General features: G+C 55.9%; 20 protein-coding genes and 1 pseudogene. 18 read left to right on the top strand and 3 right to left on the bottom strand.

The window, feature by feature from the left end; genetic code table 11:
- The first annotated feature begins 72 nt into the window (after nt 1–72).
- The 3 genes from QLQ16_RS04625 to QLQ16_RS04615 all read left to right on the top strand — a co-directional run bounded on the left by QLQ16_RS04625 (nt 73) and on the right by QLQ16_RS04615 (nt 4,291).
- Complete coding sequence (locus QLQ16_RS04625) at nt 73–2,658, top strand: fimbria/pilus outer membrane usher protein (RefSeq protein ID WP_283223524.1); 2,586 nt, start codon at nt 73–75, stop codon at nt 2,656–2,658.
- Nucleotides 2,655–3,545, top strand: a complete 891-nt coding sequence (locus QLQ16_RS04620) for a hypothetical protein (protein ID WP_283223523.1) — start codon at nt 2,655–2,657, stop codon at nt 3,543–3,545. Before QLQ16_RS04625 ends, QLQ16_RS04620 begins: the two co-directional genes overlap by 4 nt.
- A gap of 278 nt (nt 3,546–3,823) precedes the next feature.
- Entirely contained in the window at nt 3,824–4,291 is a 468-nt protein-coding gene (locus tag QLQ16_RS04615) for a hypothetical protein (RefSeq protein WP_283223522.1), read from the top strand.
- A gap of 123 nt (nt 4,292–4,414) precedes the next feature.
- On the opposite strand, the gene QLQ16_RS04610 is transcribed toward QLQ16_RS04615, so the two are convergent.
- The gene (locus QLQ16_RS04610) at nt 4,415–6,727 is read right to left on the bottom strand and encodes a response regulator (protein ID WP_283223521.1); all 2,313 of its coding nucleotides are present in this window, start codon (nt 6,725–6,727) and stop codon (nt 4,415–4,417) included.
- Nucleotides 6,728–7,002: 275 nt separating this feature from the next.
- Here QLQ16_RS04610 and QLQ16_RS04605 point away from each other — a divergent pair, with 275 nt between their 5' ends.
- From QLQ16_RS04605 to QLQ16_RS04590, 4 genes are all read left to right on the top strand, one after another.
- Nucleotides 7,003–7,548, top strand: a complete 546-nt coding sequence (locus QLQ16_RS04605) for a heme NO-binding domain-containing protein (protein ID WP_283223520.1) — start codon at nt 7,003–7,005, stop codon at nt 7,546–7,548.
- Nucleotides 7,549–7,551: 3 nt separating this feature from the next.
- Nucleotides 7,552–8,901, top strand: a complete 1,350-nt coding sequence (locus QLQ16_RS04600; RefSeq protein ID WP_283223519.1) for an ATP-binding protein — start codon at nt 7,552–7,554, stop codon at nt 8,899–8,901.
- A gap of 80 nt (nt 8,902–8,981) precedes the next feature.
- Nucleotides 8,982–9,596, top strand: coding sequence for a response regulator transcription factor (locus tag QLQ16_RS04595; protein ID WP_283223518.1), 615 nt, complete (start codon nt 8,982–8,984; stop codon nt 9,594–9,596).
- Entirely contained in the window at nt 9,589–10,326 is a 738-nt protein-coding gene (locus QLQ16_RS04590) for a response regulator (RefSeq protein WP_283223517.1), read from the top strand. The genes QLQ16_RS04595 and QLQ16_RS04590 overlap by 8 nt, the downstream gene beginning before the upstream one ends.
- An 89-nt stretch (nt 10,327–10,415) precedes the next feature.
- Here QLQ16_RS04590 and QLQ16_RS04585 read toward each other — a convergent pair whose 3' ends face one another.
- Nucleotides 10,416–10,871, bottom strand: coding sequence for a type II secretion system protein N (locus tag QLQ16_RS04585; protein WP_283223516.1), 456 nt, complete (start codon nt 10,869–10,871; stop codon nt 10,416–10,418).
- A 21-nt stretch (nt 10,872–10,892) separates the two neighbouring features.
- Here QLQ16_RS04585 and gspG point away from each other — a divergent pair, with 21 nt between their 5' ends.
- From gspG to gspF, 11 genes are all read left to right on the top strand, one after another.
- Nucleotides 10,893–11,330: a type II secretion system major pseudopilin GspG gene (gene gspG / locus QLQ16_RS04580; RefSeq protein ID WP_283223515.1), complete on the top strand. Its 438-nt coding sequence runs from the start codon at nt 10,893–10,895 to the stop codon at nt 11,328–11,330.
- Nucleotides 11,251–11,781, top strand: a complete 531-nt coding sequence (locus tag QLQ16_RS04575) for a prepilin-type N-terminal cleavage/methylation domain-containing protein (protein ID WP_348534168.1) — start codon at nt 11,251–11,253, stop codon at nt 11,779–11,781. Before gspG ends, QLQ16_RS04575 begins: the two co-directional genes overlap by 80 nt.
- Nucleotides 11,778–12,131, top strand: a complete 354-nt coding sequence (gspI, locus tag QLQ16_RS04570) for a type II secretion system minor pseudopilin GspI (RefSeq protein WP_283223513.1) — start codon at nt 11,778–11,780, stop codon at nt 12,129–12,131. Before QLQ16_RS04575 ends, gspI begins: the two co-directional genes overlap by 4 nt.
- Nucleotides 12,132–12,154: 23 nt before the next feature.
- Nucleotides 12,155–12,949 carry a PulJ/GspJ family protein gene (locus QLQ16_RS04565; protein ID WP_283223512.1) on the top strand — a complete coding sequence of 265 codons (795 nt, stop codon included), beginning with the start codon at nt 12,155–12,157 and terminating at the stop codon, nt 12,947–12,949.
- Nucleotides 12,946–13,944: a type II secretion system minor pseudopilin GspK gene (gene gspK, locus QLQ16_RS04560; RefSeq protein WP_283223511.1), complete on the top strand. Its 999-nt coding sequence runs from the start codon at nt 12,946–12,948 to the stop codon at nt 13,942–13,944. The genes QLQ16_RS04565 and gspK overlap by 4 nt, the downstream gene beginning before the upstream one ends.
- Before the next feature lie 7 nt (nt 13,945–13,951).
- Nucleotides 13,952–15,214: a type II secretion system protein GspL gene (gspL, locus tag QLQ16_RS04555; RefSeq protein ID WP_283223510.1), complete on the top strand. Its 1,263-nt coding sequence runs from the start codon at nt 13,952–13,954 to the stop codon at nt 15,212–15,214.
- Nucleotides 15,211–15,771: a type II secretion system protein M gene (locus tag QLQ16_RS04550; protein ID WP_283223509.1), complete on the top strand. Its 561-nt coding sequence runs from the start codon at nt 15,211–15,213 to the stop codon at nt 15,769–15,771. Before gspL ends, QLQ16_RS04550 begins: the two co-directional genes overlap by 4 nt.
- Nucleotides 15,768–16,565, top strand: coding sequence for a type II secretion system protein N (gene gspN / locus QLQ16_RS04545; protein WP_283223508.1), 798 nt, complete (start codon nt 15,768–15,770; stop codon nt 16,563–16,565). The genes QLQ16_RS04550 and gspN overlap by 4 nt, the downstream gene beginning before the upstream one ends.
- A gap of 234 nt (nt 16,566–16,799) precedes the next feature.
- On the top strand, nt 16,800–18,734 hold the full coding sequence (gspD, locus tag QLQ16_RS04540) for a type II secretion system secretin GspD (protein ID WP_283223507.1): 1,935 nt from the start codon (nt 16,800–16,802) through the stop codon (nt 18,732–18,734).
- An 11-nt stretch (nt 18,735–18,745) separates the two neighbouring features.
- On the top strand, nt 18,746–20,152 hold the full coding sequence (locus QLQ16_RS04535; protein ID WP_283223506.1) for a GspE/PulE family protein: 1,407 nt from the start codon (nt 18,746–18,748) through the stop codon (nt 20,150–20,152).
- A gap of 4 nt (nt 20,153–20,156) precedes the next feature.
- A complete protein-coding gene (gspF, locus tag QLQ16_RS04530; protein WP_283223505.1) occupies nt 20,157–21,389 on the top strand; it encodes a type II secretion system inner membrane protein GspF in 1,233 nt (410 codons plus the stop codon).
- 56 nt (nt 21,390–21,445) lie between these two features.
- On the opposite strand, the pseudogene QLQ16_RS04525 reads toward gspF, so the two are convergent.
- A pseudogene (locus tag QLQ16_RS04525) lies at nt 21,446–21,892 on the bottom strand (transposase); the annotation flags it as partial.
- Nucleotides 21,893–22,020 lie beyond the last annotated feature (128 nt).

Genomic DNA, 22,020 nt, shown 5'->3' with positions numbered 1-22,020 from the left:
CTAGGCGATTTCTCCCTCGATGAAAGCCCGCCATTGAGACAAGGCAAGTCCCGAACTCACAGGCACCGGGCCTTGTCGCCAATCGCCATCACCATCGCAAGCTCGATGGTGATGGCGATGCCTTTGTGGGCTCAAGCCCCCGAAGGCGCAGGCACGCCCCAAACTTTTGAGCAAATTTTTGGGCAACGCAAAGCACGGACCGTCAAAAAGCTCGCCATCCCCTTGTGGCTGGACAACCAAGAAAAAAACCTCATCGACGCCGAGCTCACCGGCCAAGACGTTCGCATAGGGCGCAAAGCCTTGCAAGACGCACTCTCGGACATCTTGGCCTCGGAAGTGCAAGAAAAGTTGAGTGCCATCACTGCACAGTGGCTCACACCGGGAGACCTCAAACCACTTGAATTGACCGCCACTTACGATCCGGGGCGTATCGCCGTGCTGATCGAGATCCCGATGTCTCTGAGGCGCACCGTCGACCTCAGCCTCAACCGCCGGCGACAAAGCACGCCCGAAACAAGGCGTGAAACCGTGTACACCCCGCTGCCCTGGAGCTGGATCATCAACACCCGCTGGACCCACAGCCAAAGCCAAAGCACGCTCAACACCCCCGCCACCGACGATGTTTTATTTGCAGACAGCGCCGTTTACATGCCAGTCACGACAGGTGCTTGGGTTGGGGAACACACCGGATATCAACGATTTACCAAACAAAACCTCTCGGGACAGGACGGGGGCTGGGTAGCCCAATCCACACGCCTGCTGCGTGACTGGCCTGCTCAACAAATTCGTCTGAACATAGGCGACCTGAGCACATCAGCCGCCTACGGCATGAACCCGCAAGAGCTGACAGGCATCAGCATCACCAGGCAATGGTCCTTGAACCCTCGCAACCCGGTACAAGCCCTGCCCACACACAGCCTGAGCCTGCCCGCTGGTGCCGCCATTGATGTCGAAGTCAATGGATTCATCACATCCTCCGTGCGTCTGGGTCCGGGCAACTACAAAATCTCGGACATCCCCCTGTTCAGCGGTGCCAATGATGTCGTGCTGCGCATCGTAGAGCCCGGAGGCAAAACACAACTCTACGATCTGAAGTATTTTTTTGATGCGGCTCTCCTCAAACCCGGCCTCACAGACTGGAACCTGGCCCTGGGCGAGCTCCACACACTCAACACCACCAGCACCCCACCACTCATTGCCAGCGGCATGCTGACCCGGGGCCTTACCGACACACTGACCGCGGGCATGGGTTTTCAGCTCCAAACGCGAAGCCCCCGCCCCGCCCTTCTGTGGCAAATACACGGCACCTGGGCCAGCCCCTGGGGCACCTGGTCGCAGCGTTGGTCACAAAGCCAGCACCCCTGGGGAAGCGCCTGGGCCAACACCCTTCAATGGGGGTGGTCACCACAAGCTGGCAAAAGCAGCAACCAGGGACTGGCCGGTTCTGTTCAATGGACACAAGCTCAAAAAGGCTACGCCCCCTTGGACGCACAGACCTCTCCACCCGCTCGCCAAGAAATAGGCGCACGGGTGAACTTTCAGCTGCCCCAAAAATGGAGTGGCACCTGGAGTTGGCTGCACAACCGTCAAAACAAGCAAACCCAACAAGTCATGGGGTGGGCCACGCGCAAACAACTCAGCCAGACCTGGGCGTTGGACATGTCGCTACAGCAGCAAAAAATCCCCGCTGAAGTAGCCCAGAATGCCCAAATCCCAAGCCGCTCGTATAACTTCTACATCGGCCTGCGCTACCGCGCCCCCACCCCACCCAACGCCACCATCCAATGGCAAGCCAAAAGCCAAATCACACAAACCAGCGGGCAAGACAGCCGATGGCAACAAGACTGGACAGGCCAAGGCACCACCCACTGGACAGGCGGTGACGCCCAATGGCAAGCACACGCCCAATACACCCAACAAGGCCCCCAAAAGCAAACCATGCTCCAAGGAGAAATGCTCACCGGGCGTTATCACCTGGGCACCAGCTACAGCCAAGCCAGCCGAGCAGGTCCCACGATGGACAGCCCCCAGCGCGAATCCACTTACTGGGAATCCACACTCAGCTCCGCCTTCATCTTCAGTCCCCATGGGATGCACATCTCAGCGCCCATTGCAGACGCAGCGGCTTTGTTCATTCCACGCAAAGGTTATGAAAACCTCAAGCTGTATGTAGACCCCCAACAACAAACCAGCGCAGCCAGTGCAGACCGCTGGGGCATGCCCGTGCTTGCCAACTTGATGAGCTACAACCCACGTCAACTGCAACTCGACATCGATCCACTGCCTCCAGGCCTGCAAATTGGCAACGCAGTGCCCTTGGTCGACCCCGGCTACCGATCCGTGGTCGCCATCCCCATCGGCACGGATGCCAACACCCAGATCAAAGGCAGTTTAAAAACCAAAGACGGACAGGCCATGGGCCTGACCGCCATTCGGGTGCTGCGCCTGGCCAACGACGACGGCGACAACACCATCGAACTGTTCACCAACCGCAAAGGCCAATTCACCAGCCCACCCCTGCGCCCTGGCAACTACACCATGGTGATTCCCGGCGAAAACGCCATCCTGCACCGCTGGCACATCGCGCCCGATGAATCCGGCATCAAAGACCTGGGCACCGTGCAATGGCTCAACGCCCCCCCCACCACCGCACCATGACACCAACACACAAACACACACCATGGATCGGCCTCATCGCGCTCATCTGGCTCAGCTGCACCAGCATCGGCAGCCAAGCCTGCACACTCGACGCCCCCAGTGAATGGACTTTGCCCGACTACGACCCCCAACAACTGCAAGCCACCATCAGCACCAAAATTCTGCAAGTGCGTGCGCAATACCCCCAAACCTGCCAGGCCCAACTCCTGATCGAAATGCAAAACGGGCAAGCCCCCCAATTGCACGGCGACCAACAGCCCCCCCTGAACTTCGAGCTCAGCAGCCAATCCAACTACGCAGCCCCCATGGCGTTGGCCCCCAACGCCGCGGCACACATACAACTGATCCCTGCCAGCACAGGCATCAGCGCCACACAAGCACTGCCCCTGTGGCTACGTGTCCCACCCGGTCAATGGGTCAAAGCCGGCGTCTACCAACAACGCCTCAGGCTCAGCCTCATTGACGCCGTTGGACGCACCCTCACCGAAAGAATACTGACCATTTTGCAACCCGTGCGCCCCAAAGTCAGCTTGCAATTTGCGCAAACCGGCAGCACCCAAGCCGACCTCGACTTCGGACAACTCGAAAAAGGCAAAACACGCCAAGCCGACATCCAAGTCAAGCACAACACCCCCTACCTGCTCCAACTCAGCAGCCAAAACGCAGGCGTGCTGCGCAACCCACAACACCCCCAATCGACCATCGCCTACCGCCTGCTACTGGACGGCCGCCACATCGATCTGCAAAACACGCTGCAAATTCCTGGCAACGCCACCAGCAGCACCGCCACAACACAACACCAACTGCGCATCGAAATCCAAGAGGTGGAACGCGTGCGGGCAGGCACCTACCAAGACAACCTCAACCTCACCATCCAGGCGCAATAAAAGGCAAATCCATAGATCGCCACGTCGCACCTCCTCGCGATGACAGCAGCGTGGCCATCCATGTCTGTTTATGCTGTCGCAATTTGCAAATTAATCGCAAATTGCAACGCAAAGTACATCAATTGAACTCTGAATTTCTACCTCGCTTCAAACACAAATCCAGTAAGCCATTGATTTCATTGATGAATTTAGATTTTCCAAAAGCTGGCACACCGCTTGCAATAAGGATTGCATCTGAAAACCTTCAGATGTTTTATCCACTCTCTCAAGGACTCATCATGAAATTCGTTACCTCTTCCATCCTCTTGGCCGCTTTGGCTGCTTCTTCCATCGCTCACGCCGCTGGCGAGTCCGCTCAAGTGCAAGTCAGCGGCGCTGTCGCCGTCAACTGCACTTTGGCCGTGACCCCCACTGCCAAAGCCTCCAGCCTGAGCATCTTGGCCGGTGAATCCGCCGCCGTCGTGGGCACCGTCACAGAAAATTGCAACTCCGGCACCGGCTACACCGTCACTTTGACTTCGGCCAACGCGGGCAGCTTGCTGTCCACTGCCGCAGGCGCTGTGCCTACCACTTACCAAGCCACTTATGACGACGGCGCAGGCGCCATCGCCAGCCAAATCGTGGCCACCCGCAACAACGCTCAGTTCGGCCGTCAAGGTGACCTCAAAGTCAGCTTCGCTGGCAACAGCCAAGCCGTCGCCGGTCAGTACAACGACACCCTGAACCTGATCATCGCTGCCAAGTAAGCCATCGACGATCCGCTCACAAAGGCCCTTTGATGGGCCGGACATCACCAAACAACCTGCTTCGCCGGTTGTTTGGCTTTTTCTCAAAAGAGCGAAAAAAACAAAAAAACATGGATTTAGATTTCAAGTCGACTCCAACCATCTTCGCATTTCTCGCGCCAACACATCCCGCGAAATGGGCTTGGACACATAGCCATCAGCGCCTACGGCCATGAAGCGTTCGGCATCCCCCGACATGGCGTGTGCCGTCACAAACAACACAGGCATGCGCCGACCATCTCCTCTCAAACGCTCCTCTTCGCGCAATTGCCGAACTGCCGTCAAACCGTCCATGACGGGCATCATCACATCCATCAAAACCAGATCAAAAACCCCATCACGCAACTGTGCCAGCGCCTGTTCACCATCTTGCACACTCACATAGTCACATCCCATTTGCTGAGCCAACACCTCCAACAACCGCAAATTGATGACGTGATCGTCCACCAACAACAAGCGCCAACGCCGCTCACCCAGATCAAGCTCTCTGGGCGTGTCGATCGCAAGGCTCACTTCCTCGCGGGCGACGCACGCATCTACGGGCAAGCGCACCTCAAACACAGCCCCTTGGCCGGGTTGACTGCGTGCATCGATTTGCCCCCCCATCAAGCCCACCAAACGGTGGCAAATGGCCAGGCCCAAACCGGTCCCCCCAAAAGAGCGGGTGATCGAGCCATCCGCTTGCACAAACGGATTGAAAAGCAAATCCTTTTTAGCCAAATCAAACCCGATACCAGAATCTTCTACGCGCAGCACCAGCACCGCCCGCCCTGCATCCACCAACAAATCACCGGGCTCCACCACGGCAGAGACCACCACCCCACCTTGCTGTGTGAACTTCAAGGCATTGCCTAGCAAATTGGTCAACACCTGCCGCACCCGCACCGGATCAAACGACACACAGGCCGGCAAATCCGGGTCCAGACGGATCGTCCAGCTCAAACCCTTGGCCTGAGCCAGCGGCGCAAACGACTGCGCTGTTTGCCACACCAACTGCCCAGGATCGACAGGTTCTTGGTGCAACTCCAACGCCCCTGCCTCCATTTTTGAAAAATCCAAGATGTCATCAATGATGTGCAGCAGGTGCTTGGCCGAATCCCGCGCTAAACCCAAAAATTCCCGTTGCCGAGCTGCCTCACCAGAGTCCAGCGACAAATCGATCATGCCCAAAATGCCATTCATGGGGGTTCGGATTTCGTGGCTCATATTAGCCAAAAATTCGCCACGCAAACGGTTGGCCTGCTCCGCTTTGTCTTTGGCCAAGACCAACAAGGCCTGAGACTCCTGAACCGAGGTGTAGTCCTGCATCACCCCAATGAACAAGCGCGTATCGCCCACCCGTGTTTCGCTGATGGTCAAGCGAATCGGAAACAAGCGGCCATTCTGGTGCCGCGCCTGCATCAAGCGAGGCTTGTTCAACAAACGCGCCACCCCAGTCTCTATATATGCCCCCATGTAATCATCATGAGCCTGTCTGTCGGTCAGGTTCATCAACACACCGATGTTGTGGCCCAACAAAGCCTCGGTCGCAAAACCAAACGTTTCGGTCGTGGCCCGGTTGCATTGAACAATCAGCCCCCGCGCATCCACCACCACCACGGACTCGGGCACAGAATCAAAAATACTGTTGAGCTTGCTCTCACTCCACTGCAAAGCCTCAATCGCCTCTTGCCGCTCGGCAGACAACAAGCGCGTCTTGCGCAACAACGCGCGTAAACGCCGAAACGACAACCAAATCAACACCAAGCCCACAAACAACAAGCTCAAAAAAACCGCCAAGGCCTGGTTGAGCACCTGCGTGCTGGAAGACTTCCATTGCGTCACTGGCAAGATCACCTCCAAAGCCCCTCGCACATCGCCCACACGCCAATCGGTGCGCGGCGACCCCGCATATTGGTTGTGACACGCCACGCACTGCGGCAGCATGCGATCAGCCTGCGCATAACGCAACACCTTGGTGCCATTCAAAACATCTTCACGCACAAAGGGCTTGTCCGGGGTTTTTTCTAAATGAGCCAAGGCGTCGACCTGAAACTCATCCAAGACCCGCCCCTGCTCCCGCCAAGGAAACGGTTGTTGGCTGTACAAACGCACTTGCGTCCCATGGCTCTCACGCGACAAATACCGGCCCAACTCAATCGTCAAAGTGGCTGGCAAAGGCAAACTGTTGCGCTCGCCCAAATCGTGTGTCAAAGACATGCCTGCCTCAACCGCACGAGGAGCCAACTCCTTGGCATAAAAGTTACGGAAATGCGTCACGGCCTCTGCCTGAGCCCTGGCCGTGTCGGTGGCATGGCGCAGCACCATCGCCTCCACCACCCGATAACTGTAAAAAGCCACCAACACACACACGGCCAGCAACACACCACCCAGCCAATGCAAAGGCCAGTCGGACACGCGCAACACCCGTTGCCAACCCCTTAACTTATGGATCACCGTATTCACTCCCAAACACCAAGCAGGTGCACAAGTACACCAAGTGCAAACCACGCACTATCCGCCCCACCCTTCATCACCCCCTAGGCACCCCCCGCAGTTGCAGGCAATCACTTCCTACTTTTGACGATGACCGCAAGACAAGTTCTTGGCTGTCAGAAATACCATTCTTTGACTGCCATTGACGTGGCTAGGCCGGCTATCAAACACCCACAGTGACCCCAAGGAAAGTACACATGAAAGGCATCGTTTTCACAGAATTTCTGGAATTGCTTGAACAGCGCTACTCCTTCGAACTGGTCGATGACATCCTGATCGATGCCCGTCCGCCCTCGGGAGGGGCCTACACCGCCGTGGGCACCTACCCGCACAGCGAAATGGTGGCACTGATCAGCGCCCTGTGCACCCGAAAAAACCTGGCGCTACCCGATGTTTTGAACGACTTTGGACGCTACCTGTTTGGCCGATTTGCCCACAGCCACCCCACATTTCTGCAAGGGCAACACGACGCCTTCGAGTTTTTGTCTGGCATTGAGCGGGTGATCCATGCCGAAGTCCTCAAGCTCTACCCAGATGCCGAATTGCCCCGTTTCGAAGTCGAAATGCATACCCCCGAGCAACTGGTCTTGGTTTACGAATCTGCGCGGCAAATGCAAGACCTCGCCGATGGCCTCATTCACGGCTGCCTGAGCCACTTTGCGTGTGATGCCACCGTGCACAGGCAAACCCTGCACACCCACACTGGCCCTCGCGAGCGCTTCACCCTCACCCGCAAAATCTGATTCATGTCTGCTTGGCAACCCCGTTTCGAACGCGAACGCGCAGCACGCAAAGAAGCCGAACGCCTGCTCGAAGACAAAAGCCTCATGCTCTACAGTGCCAACTGCGCACTGCAAACGCTGGCCGACAACCTCGAACAACAAGTGCGTGACCGCACCCTGGACTTACAAGTTGCATTGGACAACGCCAACCGGGCCACACACGCCAAAAGCGAATTTTTGGCCGTCATGAGCCATGAAATACGCACCCCTTTACACGGCATATTGGGTATGACGGAATTGCTGGGGTTTTCTGCACTCAGCCCCGAACAACACCAACAACTGAACGTCATTCGAAGCAGTGGTGACGTGCTTTTGGCACTCATCAACGACATCCTTGACCTCTCCAAGATTGAAGCAGGCCAACTTGAACTCGAAACACGCGACTTCGACCTGCACCAAACCCTGCAGCAAGTGGTTGACCTGTACCTGCCCTCAGCACACAAAAAGAACCTGCAACTGAGCCTGAACATCGCTACCCAAGTGCCCAACTGTGTCAACGGTGACAGCAAACACCTGCGCCAAATTGTGTCCAACCTGGTCGCTAACGCCATTAAATTCACCGAGCACGGGCAAATCCACGTCAAGATCAATGCCACCCCGCGCCCCCACGGTGAACTGCAACTGCACATCGAAGTTCGTGACACGGGCATCGGCATCCCACCACAGCGACAAAACCGCCTGTTCAAAGCCTTCAGCCAAGCTGACACATCCACCACCCGCCAATACGGCGGCACCGGCTTGGGCCTGGCCATCTGCGCCGCACTGTGCCAAGCCATGCGAGGGCACATCCACGTCTCCAGCATCCCTGGCCAGGGCTCGGTGTTTTCTGTTGATGTGCGACTGAGCACGACGGCGCCTCAATACTGCCACCCAGCCATACACGAAACTCCAACCCCATCAACACCCAGCACCTCTCCCACGCGACAAGGCCTGTTGGCGCTTGTGGTCGACGACCACCACATCAACCGCCAAGTGGCCCAACTATTGCTTCAACGCACCGGTATGACCGTCCACACGGCGGTGGATGGCACCCAAGCGCTCAGCCAAATACAAACCCAAGCCTATGACCTCATCCTCATGGACTTGCACATGCCCCAAATGGATGGCCTAGAGGCCACACGGCGCATACGGCAAATGACCCTGGCGCAACAACCTCGCATCATCGCCCTGACTGCCAGCGCCTTTGAAGCCGACCGCCAAGCATGTCTGACAGCGGGCATGAACAGCTTCATGAGCAAACCCTTCAACTATGAAGAACTTACCCAAACCCTCATACAGCTGTTTCCGGCCCCAGCACACCGCCCATTTTCGTGATGCCATACATGGCAGAAAAAACTTCCGACTGATTGCAAATAGAGCCACAAAAATTCAGCAAAAACACATAAATTAAATTAATGCATATTTTTGTTTTAGATCATCACCCATTAATGAGTGAAATGCTGGTCATGCTCCTACACCGCATCCACGCACAAGCCCATGTCGTGACAGCGCACACATTCAAACAACTCAATGCATTGATTGACAAATACGAAGAAGCCGATGTCGTCATCATGGAGCCACAATCTATCGGTTGTTTAGGCCCCTTAAGCGTCGCACACATCGCCGAACGCCTGCCCCACAGCAAGATCATTGTCATTACAGACGCCAATCTGGATGAAACAAACAACCGCTATTTGCAAAATGGTGCTCATCATGTGATTTCCAAAAAAGACAAGATCAACAAAATCACAACGACATTGCAGGAAATCCTCCACCCCCAATCACTCAATGTAAATTCATCTTTAATCAAAGTTGATATTTTAAAGATATCAAAACGCCACAGACAACTGATCAACATGCTGGGGCAAGGCTACAGCAACAGTCAAATTGCGGAACGATTGGACATCAGCGAACACACGGTAAAAGTTCACTTTTACAGGCTTTACAAAATATTAGGCGTCAGTAGCAGACTCCAAGCCCTGAACTTTGCCAAAAGCAACGGCTGGCTGGTGGACCCCATGAATGCGTGAACCCACAAAAACACAGTCATTTAATCTTCGCGACCTGGACCCGTTCGCCAATTTAACCCTCAAAAGTAAAAAAATGCCAACTCTTGAAACCCAACGGACCAAGCGTCGAATCAAAGCGTTCACAGACAACACATCCCATGACATTGAAAGCCATTTTGGCACCAGTAAAGCAGCCAAAATGTTGGGCTTATCTGTTGGAACCATCCAAAAATTAGTGGATCAAGATATTCTGCAGAGCTGGAAAACCCAAGGAGGGCATCGCAGAATAGCCAGCACATCCATCCAGGAATACCAACGTAAATTCGACATAACACCCATTCAAACTCAAGCCAGCGAACAGCGACTACGCGTCTTGCTGGTCGAAGACGATCCCGTGACACGGCAAATGGTGCTCGACTATTGCAACAATGCCGCCCTGCCCATTGAGTGCACGGCCATGACCTCAGGCATGGAAGCCTTGATTCATATCGCCAACATCAATCCTCACCTATTGATCACCGACTTGGACATGCCCGGAATCGATGGTTTTGAACTGCTCCGCTTGCTGCGTCAAAACCCACAATTTGACCAAATGTCCGTGCTGGTTTTGACCGCCTTGACTGAAACAGAAATTCTGGCCCGAGGCGAATTGCCACCAGACAGTATCCGCGTGGAAAAACCTGTCAAAGCATCATGGTTTAACGGATTTTTTACAGGGATTGTTTTGGGTCGAACTCAAAGCACAAAATAACCAACCTAGTCGTTACTGAACGTGCGTGATGCCATGCCTGCGCTGTGTGGTTTGAAGCTAAGACATATTGTCCATCATCAGTCACAAATTCACGGCTGTTCTACAGCAACGAGTTCAAGCAACACACTTGATCCAGCCCGCTTCAACTTGGCTTGCCTTGCAAACACAGACTCAAGCGCCAGTCCATCATGAATTTCTTCGCCAACCCGGTAGGCCTTAGGAGATTGCCCGTCCACTGAAATCAAAGCACCTCCATGACCAGAAGCACTGGCAATCACTCCGATCAATTGGTATGAACTGCCGGACTGAACAGTGGAATGTGCTTCCTGGACAACAGGTTGCCCCAATGCTCTGGCCATAGAGTCAAACATTTCAGGCGCATTTGGGTTTAAGGAATCAGCTAACAAGACTTGAGTGGCAACCTCAGATTTTGGCCCATGTAGCAACCAAAAAACAAGGCTAGCAGCGGTTAGGAACCACACAGCAAAAGTAGCGATGGACTGCTTTTTAAACCCAACGAATTGCGTCGATAGAAACAGTTTCATCTTTGAATTTTGATGTTGTAAATGAAAACCAAATTAAACAATAAATTACGCCATCAAGTTGGCTTCACCTTAATCGAATTGATGGTCGTTTTGGCCATCATTGGCGTTTTGGCAGCCCTGATCGTCCCCAATGTGCTTGGTCGCGCTGATGATGCCCGCGTCATGGCCGCCCGCACCGATGTAGGCAACCTGATGCAAGCCCTCAAACTCTACAGACTTGACAACCAACGCTATCCAACCTTGGAACAAGGGCTAAATGCCCTGCTGTTAAAACCCACAACAGAACCGGTACCCGTCAACTGGAAACCTTACCTCGACAAATTACCCCAAGACCCTTGGGGCCGTCCTTACCTGTACATGAATCCTGGCATCAAAGCTGATGTCGAGGTGCTGTCTTTTGGTGCGGACGGTACGGCCGGCGGTGAAGGCAACAATGCAGACATTGGCAGCTGGCAATAACTTCGGCAGGGCTAGCGGATTCACATTGCTTGAACTGCTGATTGTGCTTGCCTTGATCGGCATCACTACAGCCGGTGTCGGTTGGTCGGTGCGAGACACTGCCGACAGCGCTTTGGACCGCGATGCACAAAGATTGGCAAGCCTCTTGGAAGTAGCTCGCGCTCAAGCCAGAGCCAATGGTTCCCCTGCAGTCTGGCGATCCCAAAACCAAAACGAAGTTCATGGTTTTGTTTTTGAAGGTTTACCAGCACATCGTCTGCCACGCTTTTGGCTGTCCGACAGCACTCGCACTGCGTCCGACAGCATCATCCTATTGGGGCCAGAACCCTTGATTGGCCCTCAAACCGTAGCACTCTCCAACACCATGCGGCCTGATCGGCAGGTATGGGTGGTCACGGATGGATTGAGCGCCTTCAGAGTGCAACACTCATCGCAACGGGGCCGACCATGAGCCAACGCGGTTTTACGTTGATTGAAGTACTGGTGGCACTCGGCATCACTGCCATTGCCCTGATGGCAGGACTCCAAGCAACAGGGTCACTCAGCCATAACGCAGAACGCCAAACCATCAGCATGCTGGGGCAAATTTGCGCAGAAAACGAACTCATCGCTCTGCGACTACGCAGACAACTGCCAGACATCGGCAATCGCAGCGTCGACTGCATGCAAGCGGGTCGATTGCTCCAAATTAAAACGTCAGTGAACCCTACACCCAACCCCAACTTCAGACGCATCGATGCTCGGGTGCTGAACCAGGGGCAATACGTGCTGCAGGTCTCCACGCTTATGGGGCGCAATTGATCCCAACTCACACACAACAGGCGATGGGCACCAGTCTGAGCACACGAAAGGTGGTCGCTCACCCGTCTGAGCGACCACTCCCCCCCACATCCACGGACAAAACCCCAGCACAAAGCCGTGGTTTCACGCTCATTGAAGTGTTGGTCGTGATCAGCATCATGGCTCTGATGACCCTGATGGCATGGCGTGGTATTGATACCATGTCACGCACGCAAGGACAACTTCAATCACGCGCAAACGACACGCACACCTTACAAGCCGGTTTGGCCCAATGGCAAGCTGATCTGGATCAACTGGCTCAATTGCCCGGAACACCCAGCTGGAACTGGGACGGACAGGTGCTTCGCCTTACGCGTCAAAGCCCAACCACACTCGCTTCACGAACTGGCAGCCAGTCCAGTGTGATGGTGGTTGCCTGGACCTGGCGACGTGATCCCAGTCAACCCAACAGCGGCAATTGGCAACGTTGGCAATCCCCCCCTTTATCCCAAAGACAAGCCTGGCAGTCAGCCTGGAAATTGGCGCAACAGTGGGGCCAAGCAGCCGAAGCCAACACACAAACCGGACAAGTGCAAATTCACCCCCTGTCTGGCTGGCATTTGTTTGTGCATCTGGGTGGCAACTGGGCTAATCCATTGTCAAACGATACAGTGACACCGGGTAACCCGTCTGACGCCTCCACGCCCAACACCAACGTTCTTCAGGGCACCGTACCCGATGGTGTGCGCCTGGTCCTGCAGCTTCCACCTGGTCCTATCGGGTCAGGCACCTTGATCATGGACTGGATCCGTCCCACTTTGTCAGGGCAGCACTCATGAAGCCGTGCCCAACTTCTGTACAGGCTAAACGCCAGCGAGGAGCAGCTTTACTCATGGCCATGCTCACGGTAACCCTGGTCGCAACTTTGGCCAGTGCAGCACAGTGGCAACAATGGCAACAGGTCAACATCGAAGCATCTGAACGCAACCGCCGTCAAATTCATTGGTTGATGACCGGCGCACTCGACTGGTCGCGACTGATCTTGCGTGAAGATGCCTTTGCAACCCCAAACAACGGGGTAGATCATTTGGGTGAGCCATGGGCACTGCCCATACAAGAGTCCAAGCTCTCTACATTTTTATCGCAAGACCAAAAATGGCGTGAAGGCGATGCAGAAGTCTATTTATCTGGACGGATCACCGATGCGCAATCTCGCATGAATGTGATGAACCTGATCGAAAACAACAGCGTGTCATCTCAATCACTGAATCAATTTGCAGCCCTGTTTGATCGCCTCCAACTTCCCCAGCATGAGCTGCACACTCTGTCCACACAACTACTTGCAAGCATTCAAGCGAATACAAGAGTCAGTGCGCAATCGGTTGCCAATCGCTCCGACACATCGCTCATGCCGCATCGCACGGAACAACTTGTGTGGCTAGGACTGAGTCCATCCACGTTGGATGCACTTAAAGAACACATCACTTTGTTGCCAGAGGCCACCCCCGTCAACCTCAACACCGCTTCAGCCGAAGTGTTGTCGGCCATCTTGCCCGGACTCAATCTGGCCGCTGCTCGCCAAGCCATTGCAAAACGACAACGCGGACATTGGCGCAGCCTTCAAACGGCCAGTCAAGCCTTGGGGGTACTCAGCGCGCCACTCAACGAACAAAGCCACAGCGTACAAAGTCGCTACTTTGAAGTGCAAGGGCGCATACGCATCGACAACGTTGCCCAAGAAGAACGCATCCTGGTGCACCGCAGTGGCAAGCAGGTCAACACGCTCTGGCGCATCAAAACCTCACCACAACTTCCAAACACTCTGACGCCCTGAGCCCTGCATGCGCACCCTGATTATTCAATTGCCAACTGACATGCCCAATGTCCACACGCAATACCCTCACACAGCATTTCAAAGCGGCACAGAAAAGTCGTCCATTTCTATAAAGTGGGCCACACCCGACCTGTTGCCCTCGATAGATAGGCAAACCGAAGTGGTGGCTCTGCTGCCTGCAACAGCGACATCCTGGCACAAAGTGACCTTACCCCCAGGTCTTCATCAACAACCAGCCCGTTGTCTGCAAGCGCTGCAAGGACTACTGGAAGACCGATTATTGAGCGACCCCACGCATCTGCACTTCGCCTTGCAAACCGGATGGAAAAAAATCCCTCATCCGTGGGTGGCCGTGTGCGACCGGGCTTGGCTTGAAGCACACCTTCACGCGCTCGAAAAAGCAAACCTGACTGTGCACCGCATCGTGCCCGAGCTCAGTCCCAGCTCCACCCCTAAAGTGAGCCACCACTGCAAAATCACCACCCTGGGTGAGGGCGACACTGGCTGGCTGTGGGTCACCCACTCCGATCAAGGTGTATGGGGCTATCCAATGCGTTCTTTGCTTGCACAGCCCAAAGCATTGGGTTTTTCACAAGAAGATTTGCAAAACATTGAAATACAAGCCGAACCCGGTGTTGTTGAGTTGACAGTTCAAATTTTGAATGCAACTCCACAGCTGATTCCACCCGGCCAGCATTGGAAAACTGCAGTAGACGGTAACTGGGACTTGGCTCAATTTGATCTCCGTGCAACCACACTCACGCGTCAAGTCAAAACCTTGCAACGCGCAATCAGTAACTTCAGGCATGGTCCGTCCTGGCGGCCGGTGCGTTGGGGTGTGTTTGCTCTATTGGCTTGCCAATTGATCGGCTTTAACGCCTGGGCTTGGAAGACTCGTTCAAATTGGCAGACCCAGCAAAAAAATTTGTCACAGCTGTTGCGCGAAACTTTTCCGAAAACCAGCGTTGTGATAGATGCCCCTATGCAAATGGCACGGGAAGTCGATCAGTTGCGTCAAGCATCGGGGCAACTCAGCTCAACTGACCTAGAGGCCATGCTTTCAGCACTGGGAAAAGCCATGCCCGACGGCATACCGTCACCGCGTCAATGGCACTACCAACCCGGCCAATTGCGCTTAAAAAATTTCAAACCCAACCAAACGGAGCAACAGGCCCTGCAAAAGTCCCTACAAGTCCATGGCTACAAATGGACAGCGCAAGGTGATGACTGGCTCATGTCAATCGGTTCAAGTGAGCAAGCTAAACCATGAACGTCACGCCATTGACTCAAGCCTTTCGAAACGCCGCTAAAAATGCTTGGACACAACGTCAACCACGAGAAAAAATGATTCTGCGCATGGGTGCGGCGGTAGTCATGGCCAGTGCCCTCTGGTTGGTGGGTTTTGCTCCAGCATGGCGAACCTGGCAAGAAGCACCCACGCGACAAGCCCATCTAGACGCACAGACGCAATCCATGCGGCAATTACAGGCACAAGCTCACAACCTTCAAAAAATGAACACCATCTCCTCCAGTGAAGCCAAACAGTGGCTGGAGCAAAACCTCGCAGACCTGGGTCCTGAGGCCAAAATCATCTTTCAAGATAGTCAGTGCACGCTCAGCGTCATCGCAGCACCCGCAGAAGGCCTGGCTCGCTGGATCAGCCAGGCACGTGAGAATGCCATGGCTCTGCCTGTGCTAGCCGACTTGCACAGCGCCCACCCAGCTCTCACCCACACTTCTGATCCGCACTTGATGGGCAATCCCAGCCCAAACAACGTTGCCCCGCCACCTCTGTTACGTGGCACATTGGTTCTCAGACTGCCATGACCACACACACTTCACGCGCAAGTTGGCGCTCAGCATTATGGGGATGCCTGTTTGGTTCGTGCTTGGCCACGCTCATTTGGGCACCTTCACAATGGCTGGCCTGGGTTATCAATGAAACCACACAAGGTCGGCTGCAATGGCACAACATGCGCGGAACAGTTTGGACAGGATCAGCTCAGTGGAGCTTGGGTGAAGGGCACGGCCACCCCTCTGCGCAGGTTTTGCCTGGACGAGTGGCATGGACACTCAAGCCCATGTGGGCAGGCATGCAAATCAACATTCATGCGCCTTGCTGCACCAGTCAACCATTTCAAGTGCAAGCCACATTGACAGACTGGTCCAGCTGGCGCATACACATCCAAGACCACACATCCACATGGCCGACCGCCATGTTGAGCGGGCTGGGTGCGCCCTGGAACACCTTGCAACTCTCGGGAAAACTGAATCTCAAGACCCATGGTCTACAGCTGCATTGGTTACAAGGTCGCGCTCAATTCAAAGGCAATGCCCAGTTGGAAGTAGAAAACTTATCTTCTCGCCTGAGCCCCATTAACCCGATGGGCAGTTACCGATTGCTTTTGGTTGGAAGCACACAAGGCGCTCCATCGCCAACTCTGGTGTTGAGCACCCAACAAGGGCCTTTATTGCTCAGTGGCCAAGGCCAATGGGCCGGTACACGGCTTCGCTTTGAAGGCGAGGCCAGTGCACAAGAGGAACACGAAGCGTCTTTCCAATATTTACTCAACCTCCTGGGCCGACGACAAGGCGCACGCAGTCTCATTTCTTTGGGGTGATTTCACCCAACCTGAACTTCAATAACCGTACTGACCATGAACACCACACCGCCTATTCGCACTGCAATTACCCCTCTGTCAACTTCAAAGCCATGGCCACTACTCGCATGGACTGTCATCTGCCTGTTTCAAGTGACTGCACACGCACAGGTCCCTGGCCCCAGTGCGACGCAAACAACAGCCCAGCAGCAGCCCGCCAAAGCAAACTCAAAAGAACCGGTCACCCTCAATTTCATGAATGCCGAAATCGATGCCATAGCACGCACCTTGGCCACTTTGTCAGGCTACAACGTGGTAGTAGACCCCAGAGTCAAAGGCACGATGTCGCTGTCGAGCAATCTGCCTGTGCCCCCGTCCCAGGCACTGCGCCTGTTTGCAGCGCAATTGCGCACGCAAGGGTTTGCCTTGATCGAGACTTCGGGCTTGTACACCGTGCTGCCCGAAGCCGAAGCCAAACTGCTGAGCGGTGCCGTTTCGACCGGGGTGATACCTGCAGGAACGGGGCAAATCGTGACGCAAATCTTTCGGCTCAACCACGAAAACGCCAACAACCTGGTGCCCGTGCTACGCCCCTTGATCAGCCCCAACAACACCATCAACGTGAATCCCGGCACCAATGCCTTGGTGATCACGGACTACAGCGACAACCTTCAACGCTTGGCCCGCATCATCGCGGCGCTGGATGTGGCGAACGCCACCGGGGTCGAGATCATTCGCCTCAAACACGGCATTGCTGGGGACTTGGCTCTCATGCTACAACGCTTAATTGACTCAGGTGCCTCTGCCGGAACGGCTGGACAAGCTGACTCCTTGTTCAAGACCACTGTTTTAGCCGAAACCCGGACCAACTCATTGATTGTGCGTGCTGCCAACCCCACGCGTTTGGCGTTGACGCGCGCGCTGGCTGAAAAACTTGACCAGCCCAGCGCCACAGGTGCGAGTGCGGCCAGCGGCAACATCCATGTGGTGTACCTCAAAAATGCAGACGCCACCAAACTGGCCACGACCTTACGGGCCGCCATCAGCAGCACAGGCAACACAAATGGTGTGAACTCAATGGCTTCACCAGCCCTCCCGACCAACAGCAACAGTGCCCTCAATAGCACGACAGCCCAATCGTCCACTGGCGGTCAGATTCAAGCCGATCCGGCCACCAACGCACTCATCATCACCGCCCCAGAGCCTCAATACCGCCAACTGCGCAGTGTGATCGACATGCTAGACCAGCGCCGCGCCCAAGTGTATGTGGAAAGCCTGATCGCCGAAGTCAGTGCCGACAAGGTCGCCGAATTCGGCGTTCAATGGATGAGCGGGACGGGAAGCAACGGCAACACGGTAGGGATGTTGGGCACGAATTTTTCTGTTGGCGGCACCAACTTACTGGCTTTGGCAGCGGGCGCCCAAACCGGCAACTACCCTGCCGCAACGGGCTTGAACGTGGCTATTGGCCAACAACGCAACGGGGCTTTAGCCCTAGGCGGTTTGGCCCGGTTTTTGCAATCGAGCGGGGAAGCCAACGTCCTGTCAACACCCAATTTACTGACGCTTGACAACGAAGAAGCCAAGATCGTGATCGGGCAGAACGTGCCCTTTGTGACTGGCCAATTCACGTCAAACAACAGTAGCAATGGTGCTGTCAATCCTTTCCAAACAATCGAACGCAAAGATGTAGGCCTGACACTGCGTGTCAAACCGCAAATCAGTGAGAACGGGACGGTGAAAATGCAGATTTTTCAAGAGGTCAGCAGCATTGACAGCAAAAGCTCCTCGACTGCGGGTTTGATCACCAACAAACGCTCTATTGAATCCAGTGTGCTGGTGGAAGATGGCGCCATCGTCGTGTTGGGTGGCTTGCTGCAGGACGACACCACCAACAGCCAAGAAAAAGTACCTGGACTGGGTGACCTGCCCCTGTTTGGCAACCTGTTCAAGTCTGAAGCCCGCAGCCGCAAGAAAACCAACCTGATGGTGTTTTTACGGCCCGTGGTGGTTCGCGACGGTGCAGCCACAGAAGCCCTTTCCATGGGTCGGTATGAACAAATGCGCTTGCACCAACAGAATTTTCAACCCACCGCAACGGGCCCCTTGCCTGTCAGCGGATCAGCGGTGATGCCTCCGCTGAACAAAGCCCCATCCGCGCCTTCAGAACCCCCCTCACGCCAGCCCTGAGCTGTCAAACCATGCGCCACCCACTGCCTTACGCCTTTGCCAAAACCAGCCGACTGCTGCTGGAAGACGACGGTCACACCCACACCCTGACCTGGTGCCATGAGAGTGACCGCTCTGCATTGTCCGAGGTGACCCGCAAATTCGGCGGGATCAATTTTCAGATGCAACACAGCAGCCTTGACGACCTGCTGCAACGCATCAACCAAGCCTATTCGGGCGGGCAAGCCAACAGCTCGTCCACCGCAGCCGCCGTGGTCAGCGAAGTCGAGTCCGAAGCCGACCTGTCTCGCATGATGCAAGAGCTGCCCGCGGTCGAAGACCTGCTGGAAGCCAGTGATGATGCGCCCATCATCCGCATGCTCAACGCCTTGCTCACCCAGGCCGCACGGGACGGGGCCAGCGACATCCACATTGAGCCTTATGAACGCCACAGCAGCGTGCGCTTTCGGGTGGACGGCACACTGCGCGAGGTGGTGCAGCCCAACCGAGCGCTGCATGCTGCACTGATTTCACGCTTGAAGATCATGGCCGAGCTCGACATTGCCGAAAAGCGTCTGCCCCAAGACGGGCGCATCAGCCTGCGCCTGGGCACGCGTGCGGTCGATGTGCGGGTGTCGACCTTGCCCAGCGCCCATGGCGAACGCGCGGTGCTGCGCCTGCTGGACAAAAGCGAGGCCCGCCTGACGCTCGAAGCGGTGGGCATGCAAGGCCGTGTGCTCGCGCAAGTTGACCATCTGATCGCACAGCCACATGGCATTTTGTTGGTCACAGGCCCCACGGGTTCTGGCAAAACGACCAGCCTGTATGCCGCGCTGCAGCGGCTGGACGCCACGCGCAACAACATCATGACGGTGGAAGACCCGATCGAATACGAACTGCCTGGCGTGGGCCAAACACAGGTCAACGCCAAGATCGACCTGAGCTTTGCCAAGGCCCTTCGCGCCATCTTGCGGCAAGATCCGGACGTGATCATGATCGGTGAAATTCGCGACTTCGAGACCGCGCAAATCGCCATCCAAGCCTCACTCACGGGCCACTTGGTGTTGGCCACGCTGCACACCAACGACGCCGCCAGCGCCGTGAACCGATTGATCGACATGGGCGTGGAGCCGTTTTTACTCAGCTCATCTTTGCTGGGTGTGCTGGCCCAGCGTCTGGTGCGCAAACGCTGCAACGCTTGCCAAGGTGCAGGTTGCGAGGCTTGCGGCCACACCGGCTACAGCGGGCGCACCGGTATTTTTGAAATGTTGGTGGCCAGTGACGAGATCCGAGCCCAGATCCACAACCGTGCCGCCGAAGCCGAGTTGCGCACCATGGCCTTGCAACAAGGCATGCTCCTGATGCGCGACGACGGACAGCGCTTGGTGGACGCTGGCATCACCAGCGCCGAAGAACTTCTGCGCGTGACGCGAGACTGACGGCATGCCCGCCTACCGTTTTGAAGCTCTGCAAGCCGATGGCGCGACGCGCAAAGGCATCGTCGAAGCCGACAGCCTGAAATCAGCCCGCACCCAACTGCGCGCACAAGCCTTGGTGCCTTTGTCGGTGGACCTCATCGCCTCTGGCGCGGCAGACAGCAGCGACACAGCGCTGCCCTGGTGGCAACGCAGCGTGGGCAACAGCCGCGCCTTCAGCGCCACCCAGCGTGCGGTATGGACACGGCAATTGGCCGGTCTAGTGGGCAGCGGATTACCCATTGAACGCGCACTCTCCGCCTTGGCCGAAGAATCCGAACACGACAAACAACGCCATCTGATGGCCGCGATACGGGCCGAAGTCAACTCTGGCAGCAGTTTGGGCCGCGCACTGGGCCTGCACCCGCGCGAGTTTCCGGCCATTGACCGCGCTGTGATCTCTGCTGGCGAAGAAAGCGGCCACCTCGGCGATGTGCTCAACCAATTGGCCAACGACTTGGAGGATCAGCAGGTACTTCGCTCGAAACTGCTGTCGGCCTCGCTGTACCCGGCCATCGTGAGCTTGGTGGCGCTGGCCATTGTGATTTTTTTGGTCGCTTCTGTGGTGCCGCAGGTGGCGGGGGTATTTGCAGGCACCAAGCGCCAGTTGCCAGGCCTGACGGTGGCCATGCTGGCCATCAGCGGCTTTGTGCGTGCTTGGGGTTGGGTGCTGCTGCTGGCTGCGGTGGGAGGCGCACTCTCACTCCAGATGGCCTTGAAACAAACCGCATTTCGCTTGAAATTTGACGCCGCTTGGCTGCGCCTGCCCCTGATCGGGCGGCTGGCACGGGGCTACAACAGCGCCCGCTTTGCCTCCACGCTGGCCATGCTCACCGCCGCTGGCGTGCCCATTCTCAAAGCCCTCCAAGCTGCGGCCGATACGCTGTCCAACCAAGCTTTGCGTGCGGACGCACTTGAAGCCCTGGTTCGGGTGCGCGAAGGGGCGCCTTTGGGTACGGCATTGGCACAAAACGCGCGCTTTCCAGGCCTGCTGTCCATGTTTGCCCGGCTGGGCGAACAAACCGGCCAATTGCCCGTGATGCTGCAACGCGCTGCCACCCAGCTGTCTTCAGAAGTTCAACGCCGCGCCATGGCCCTGGCCACTGTGCTGGAACCACTGCTCATCGTCGCCATGGGCGGCATGGTCATGCTGATCGTGCTCGCGGTGCTGATGCCGATCATGGAGTTGAATCAGTGGTGAAACAAACCATCAAACAGCTTTTAGTTGACTACATCATCGTCCCTGCAAAATTCATTTCAAGTCAGCGCCCAGCGTTGATCTGAGCCCTGCAGTCGTTTGAGGCCGAAGATTTCGGCCAATTTCACCAACAAGCCCGCCAATCCGCTCGCCTGCAACAGACACAACAAAAGGCCCAGGCCTCCTTTGACGATCATCCGCAGCAGCCAGCGGATGTTGTAGCCCGCAGCGCACAGCACCGCGTGCAGCGCATCACCCTCTGAGCCCTTGAGATGGCAGCGGTTCATCCGGTGATCGGCCTTCAGGTGCCCGATGATGGGTTCGATGGCTTGCCGTCTTTTGAGCAGCCTGCGCTCTTCATCGGTCAGCCGCTTGTCCTTGCCTCGGTGTTTGATCTCAATGTCCGGGTTGTCCTTGTCCACACCCCGGTAGCCCAGGTCGGCGTACACGACCTCGGGCTTGACCCCCAAGCCTTGCATCAGGATGGCGCTTTGCTCCACTTGCTCGTGCACCCTGATGGTCAGTCCAAATTCCCCCACCCGTGGCCACCCCAAATTCCCCCAGGCAGCGCCCTCAGATTATGACGCGTCAGCTTGGATGACCAAGCGCGCCGCCGCCTCCTTGAGCCTATAGC

It is taken from the genome of Limnohabitans lacus (assembly GCF_030053395.1).
Lineage (GTDB): Bacteria > Pseudomonadota > Gammaproteobacteria > Burkholderiales > Burkholderiaceae_C > Limnohabitans_A > Limnohabitans_A lacus.
The sequence above is the reverse complement of the archived record's forward strand: the minus strand, read 5'-3'. Positions and strand labels throughout refer to the sequence as shown.

What these genes read in the sequence shown, in the direction of transcription:
- QLQ16_RS04575 (WP_348534168.1), top strand. Translation starts at nt 11,251, where the DNA reads ATGTCGAGGTGCTGTCTTTTGGTGCGGACGGTACGGCCGGCGGTGAAG.
- gspN (WP_283223508.1), top strand. Translation starts at nt 15,768, where the DNA reads ATGACCACACACACTTCACGCGCAAGTTGGCGCTCAGCATTATGGGGA.
- gspK (WP_283223511.1), top strand. Translation starts at nt 12,946, where the DNA reads ATGAAGCCGTGCCCAACTTCTGTACAGGCTAAACGCCAGCGAGGAGCA.
- QLQ16_RS04550 (WP_283223509.1), top strand. Translation starts at nt 15,211, where the DNA reads ATGAACGTCACGCCATTGACTCAAGCCTTTCGAAACGCCGCTAAAAAT.
- QLQ16_RS04600 (WP_283223519.1), top strand. Translation starts at nt 7,552, where the DNA reads ATGTCTGCTTGGCAACCCCGTTTCGAACGCGAACGCGCAGCACGCAAA.
- gspD (WP_283223507.1), top strand. Translation starts at nt 16,800, where the DNA reads ATGAATGCCGAAATCGATGCCATAGCACGCACCTTGGCCACTTTGTCA.
- QLQ16_RS04595 (WP_283223518.1), top strand. Translation starts at nt 8,982, where the DNA reads ATGCATATTTTTGTTTTAGATCATCACCCATTAATGAGTGAAATGCTG.
- gspI (WP_283223513.1), top strand. Translation starts at nt 11,778, where the DNA reads ATGAGCCAACGCGGTTTTACGTTGATTGAAGTACTGGTGGCACTCGGC.
- QLQ16_RS04565 (WP_283223512.1), top strand. Translation starts at nt 12,155, where the DNA reads ATGGGCACCAGTCTGAGCACACGAAAGGTGGTCGCTCACCCGTCTGAG.
- QLQ16_RS04615 (WP_283223522.1), top strand. Translation starts at nt 3,824, where the DNA reads ATGAAATTCGTTACCTCTTCCATCCTCTTGGCCGCTTTGGCTGCTTCT.
- QLQ16_RS04590 (WP_283223517.1), top strand. Translation starts at nt 9,589, where the DNA reads ATGCGTGAACCCACAAAAACACAGTCATTTAATCTTCGCGACCTGGAC.
- gspL (WP_283223510.1), top strand. Translation starts at nt 13,952, where the DNA reads ATGCGCACCCTGATTATTCAATTGCCAACTGACATGCCCAATGTCCAC.
- QLQ16_RS04605 (WP_283223520.1), top strand. Translation starts at nt 7,003, where the DNA reads ATGAAAGGCATCGTTTTCACAGAATTTCTGGAATTGCTTGAACAGCGC.
- QLQ16_RS04585 (WP_283223516.1), bottom strand. Translation starts at nt 10,871, where the DNA reads ATGAAACTGTTTCTATCGACGCAATTCGTTGGGTTTAAAAAGCAGTCC.
- QLQ16_RS04620 (WP_283223523.1), top strand. Translation starts at nt 2,655, where the DNA reads ATGACACCAACACACAAACACACACCATGGATCGGCCTCATCGCGCTC.
- gspF (WP_283223505.1), top strand. Translation starts at nt 20,157, where the DNA reads ATGCCCGCCTACCGTTTTGAAGCTCTGCAAGCCGATGGCGCGACGCGC.
- QLQ16_RS04535 (WP_283223506.1), top strand. Translation starts at nt 18,746, where the DNA reads ATGCGCCACCCACTGCCTTACGCCTTTGCCAAAACCAGCCGACTGCTG.
- gspG (WP_283223515.1), top strand. Translation starts at nt 10,893, where the DNA reads ATGAAAACCAAATTAAACAATAAATTACGCCATCAAGTTGGCTTCACC.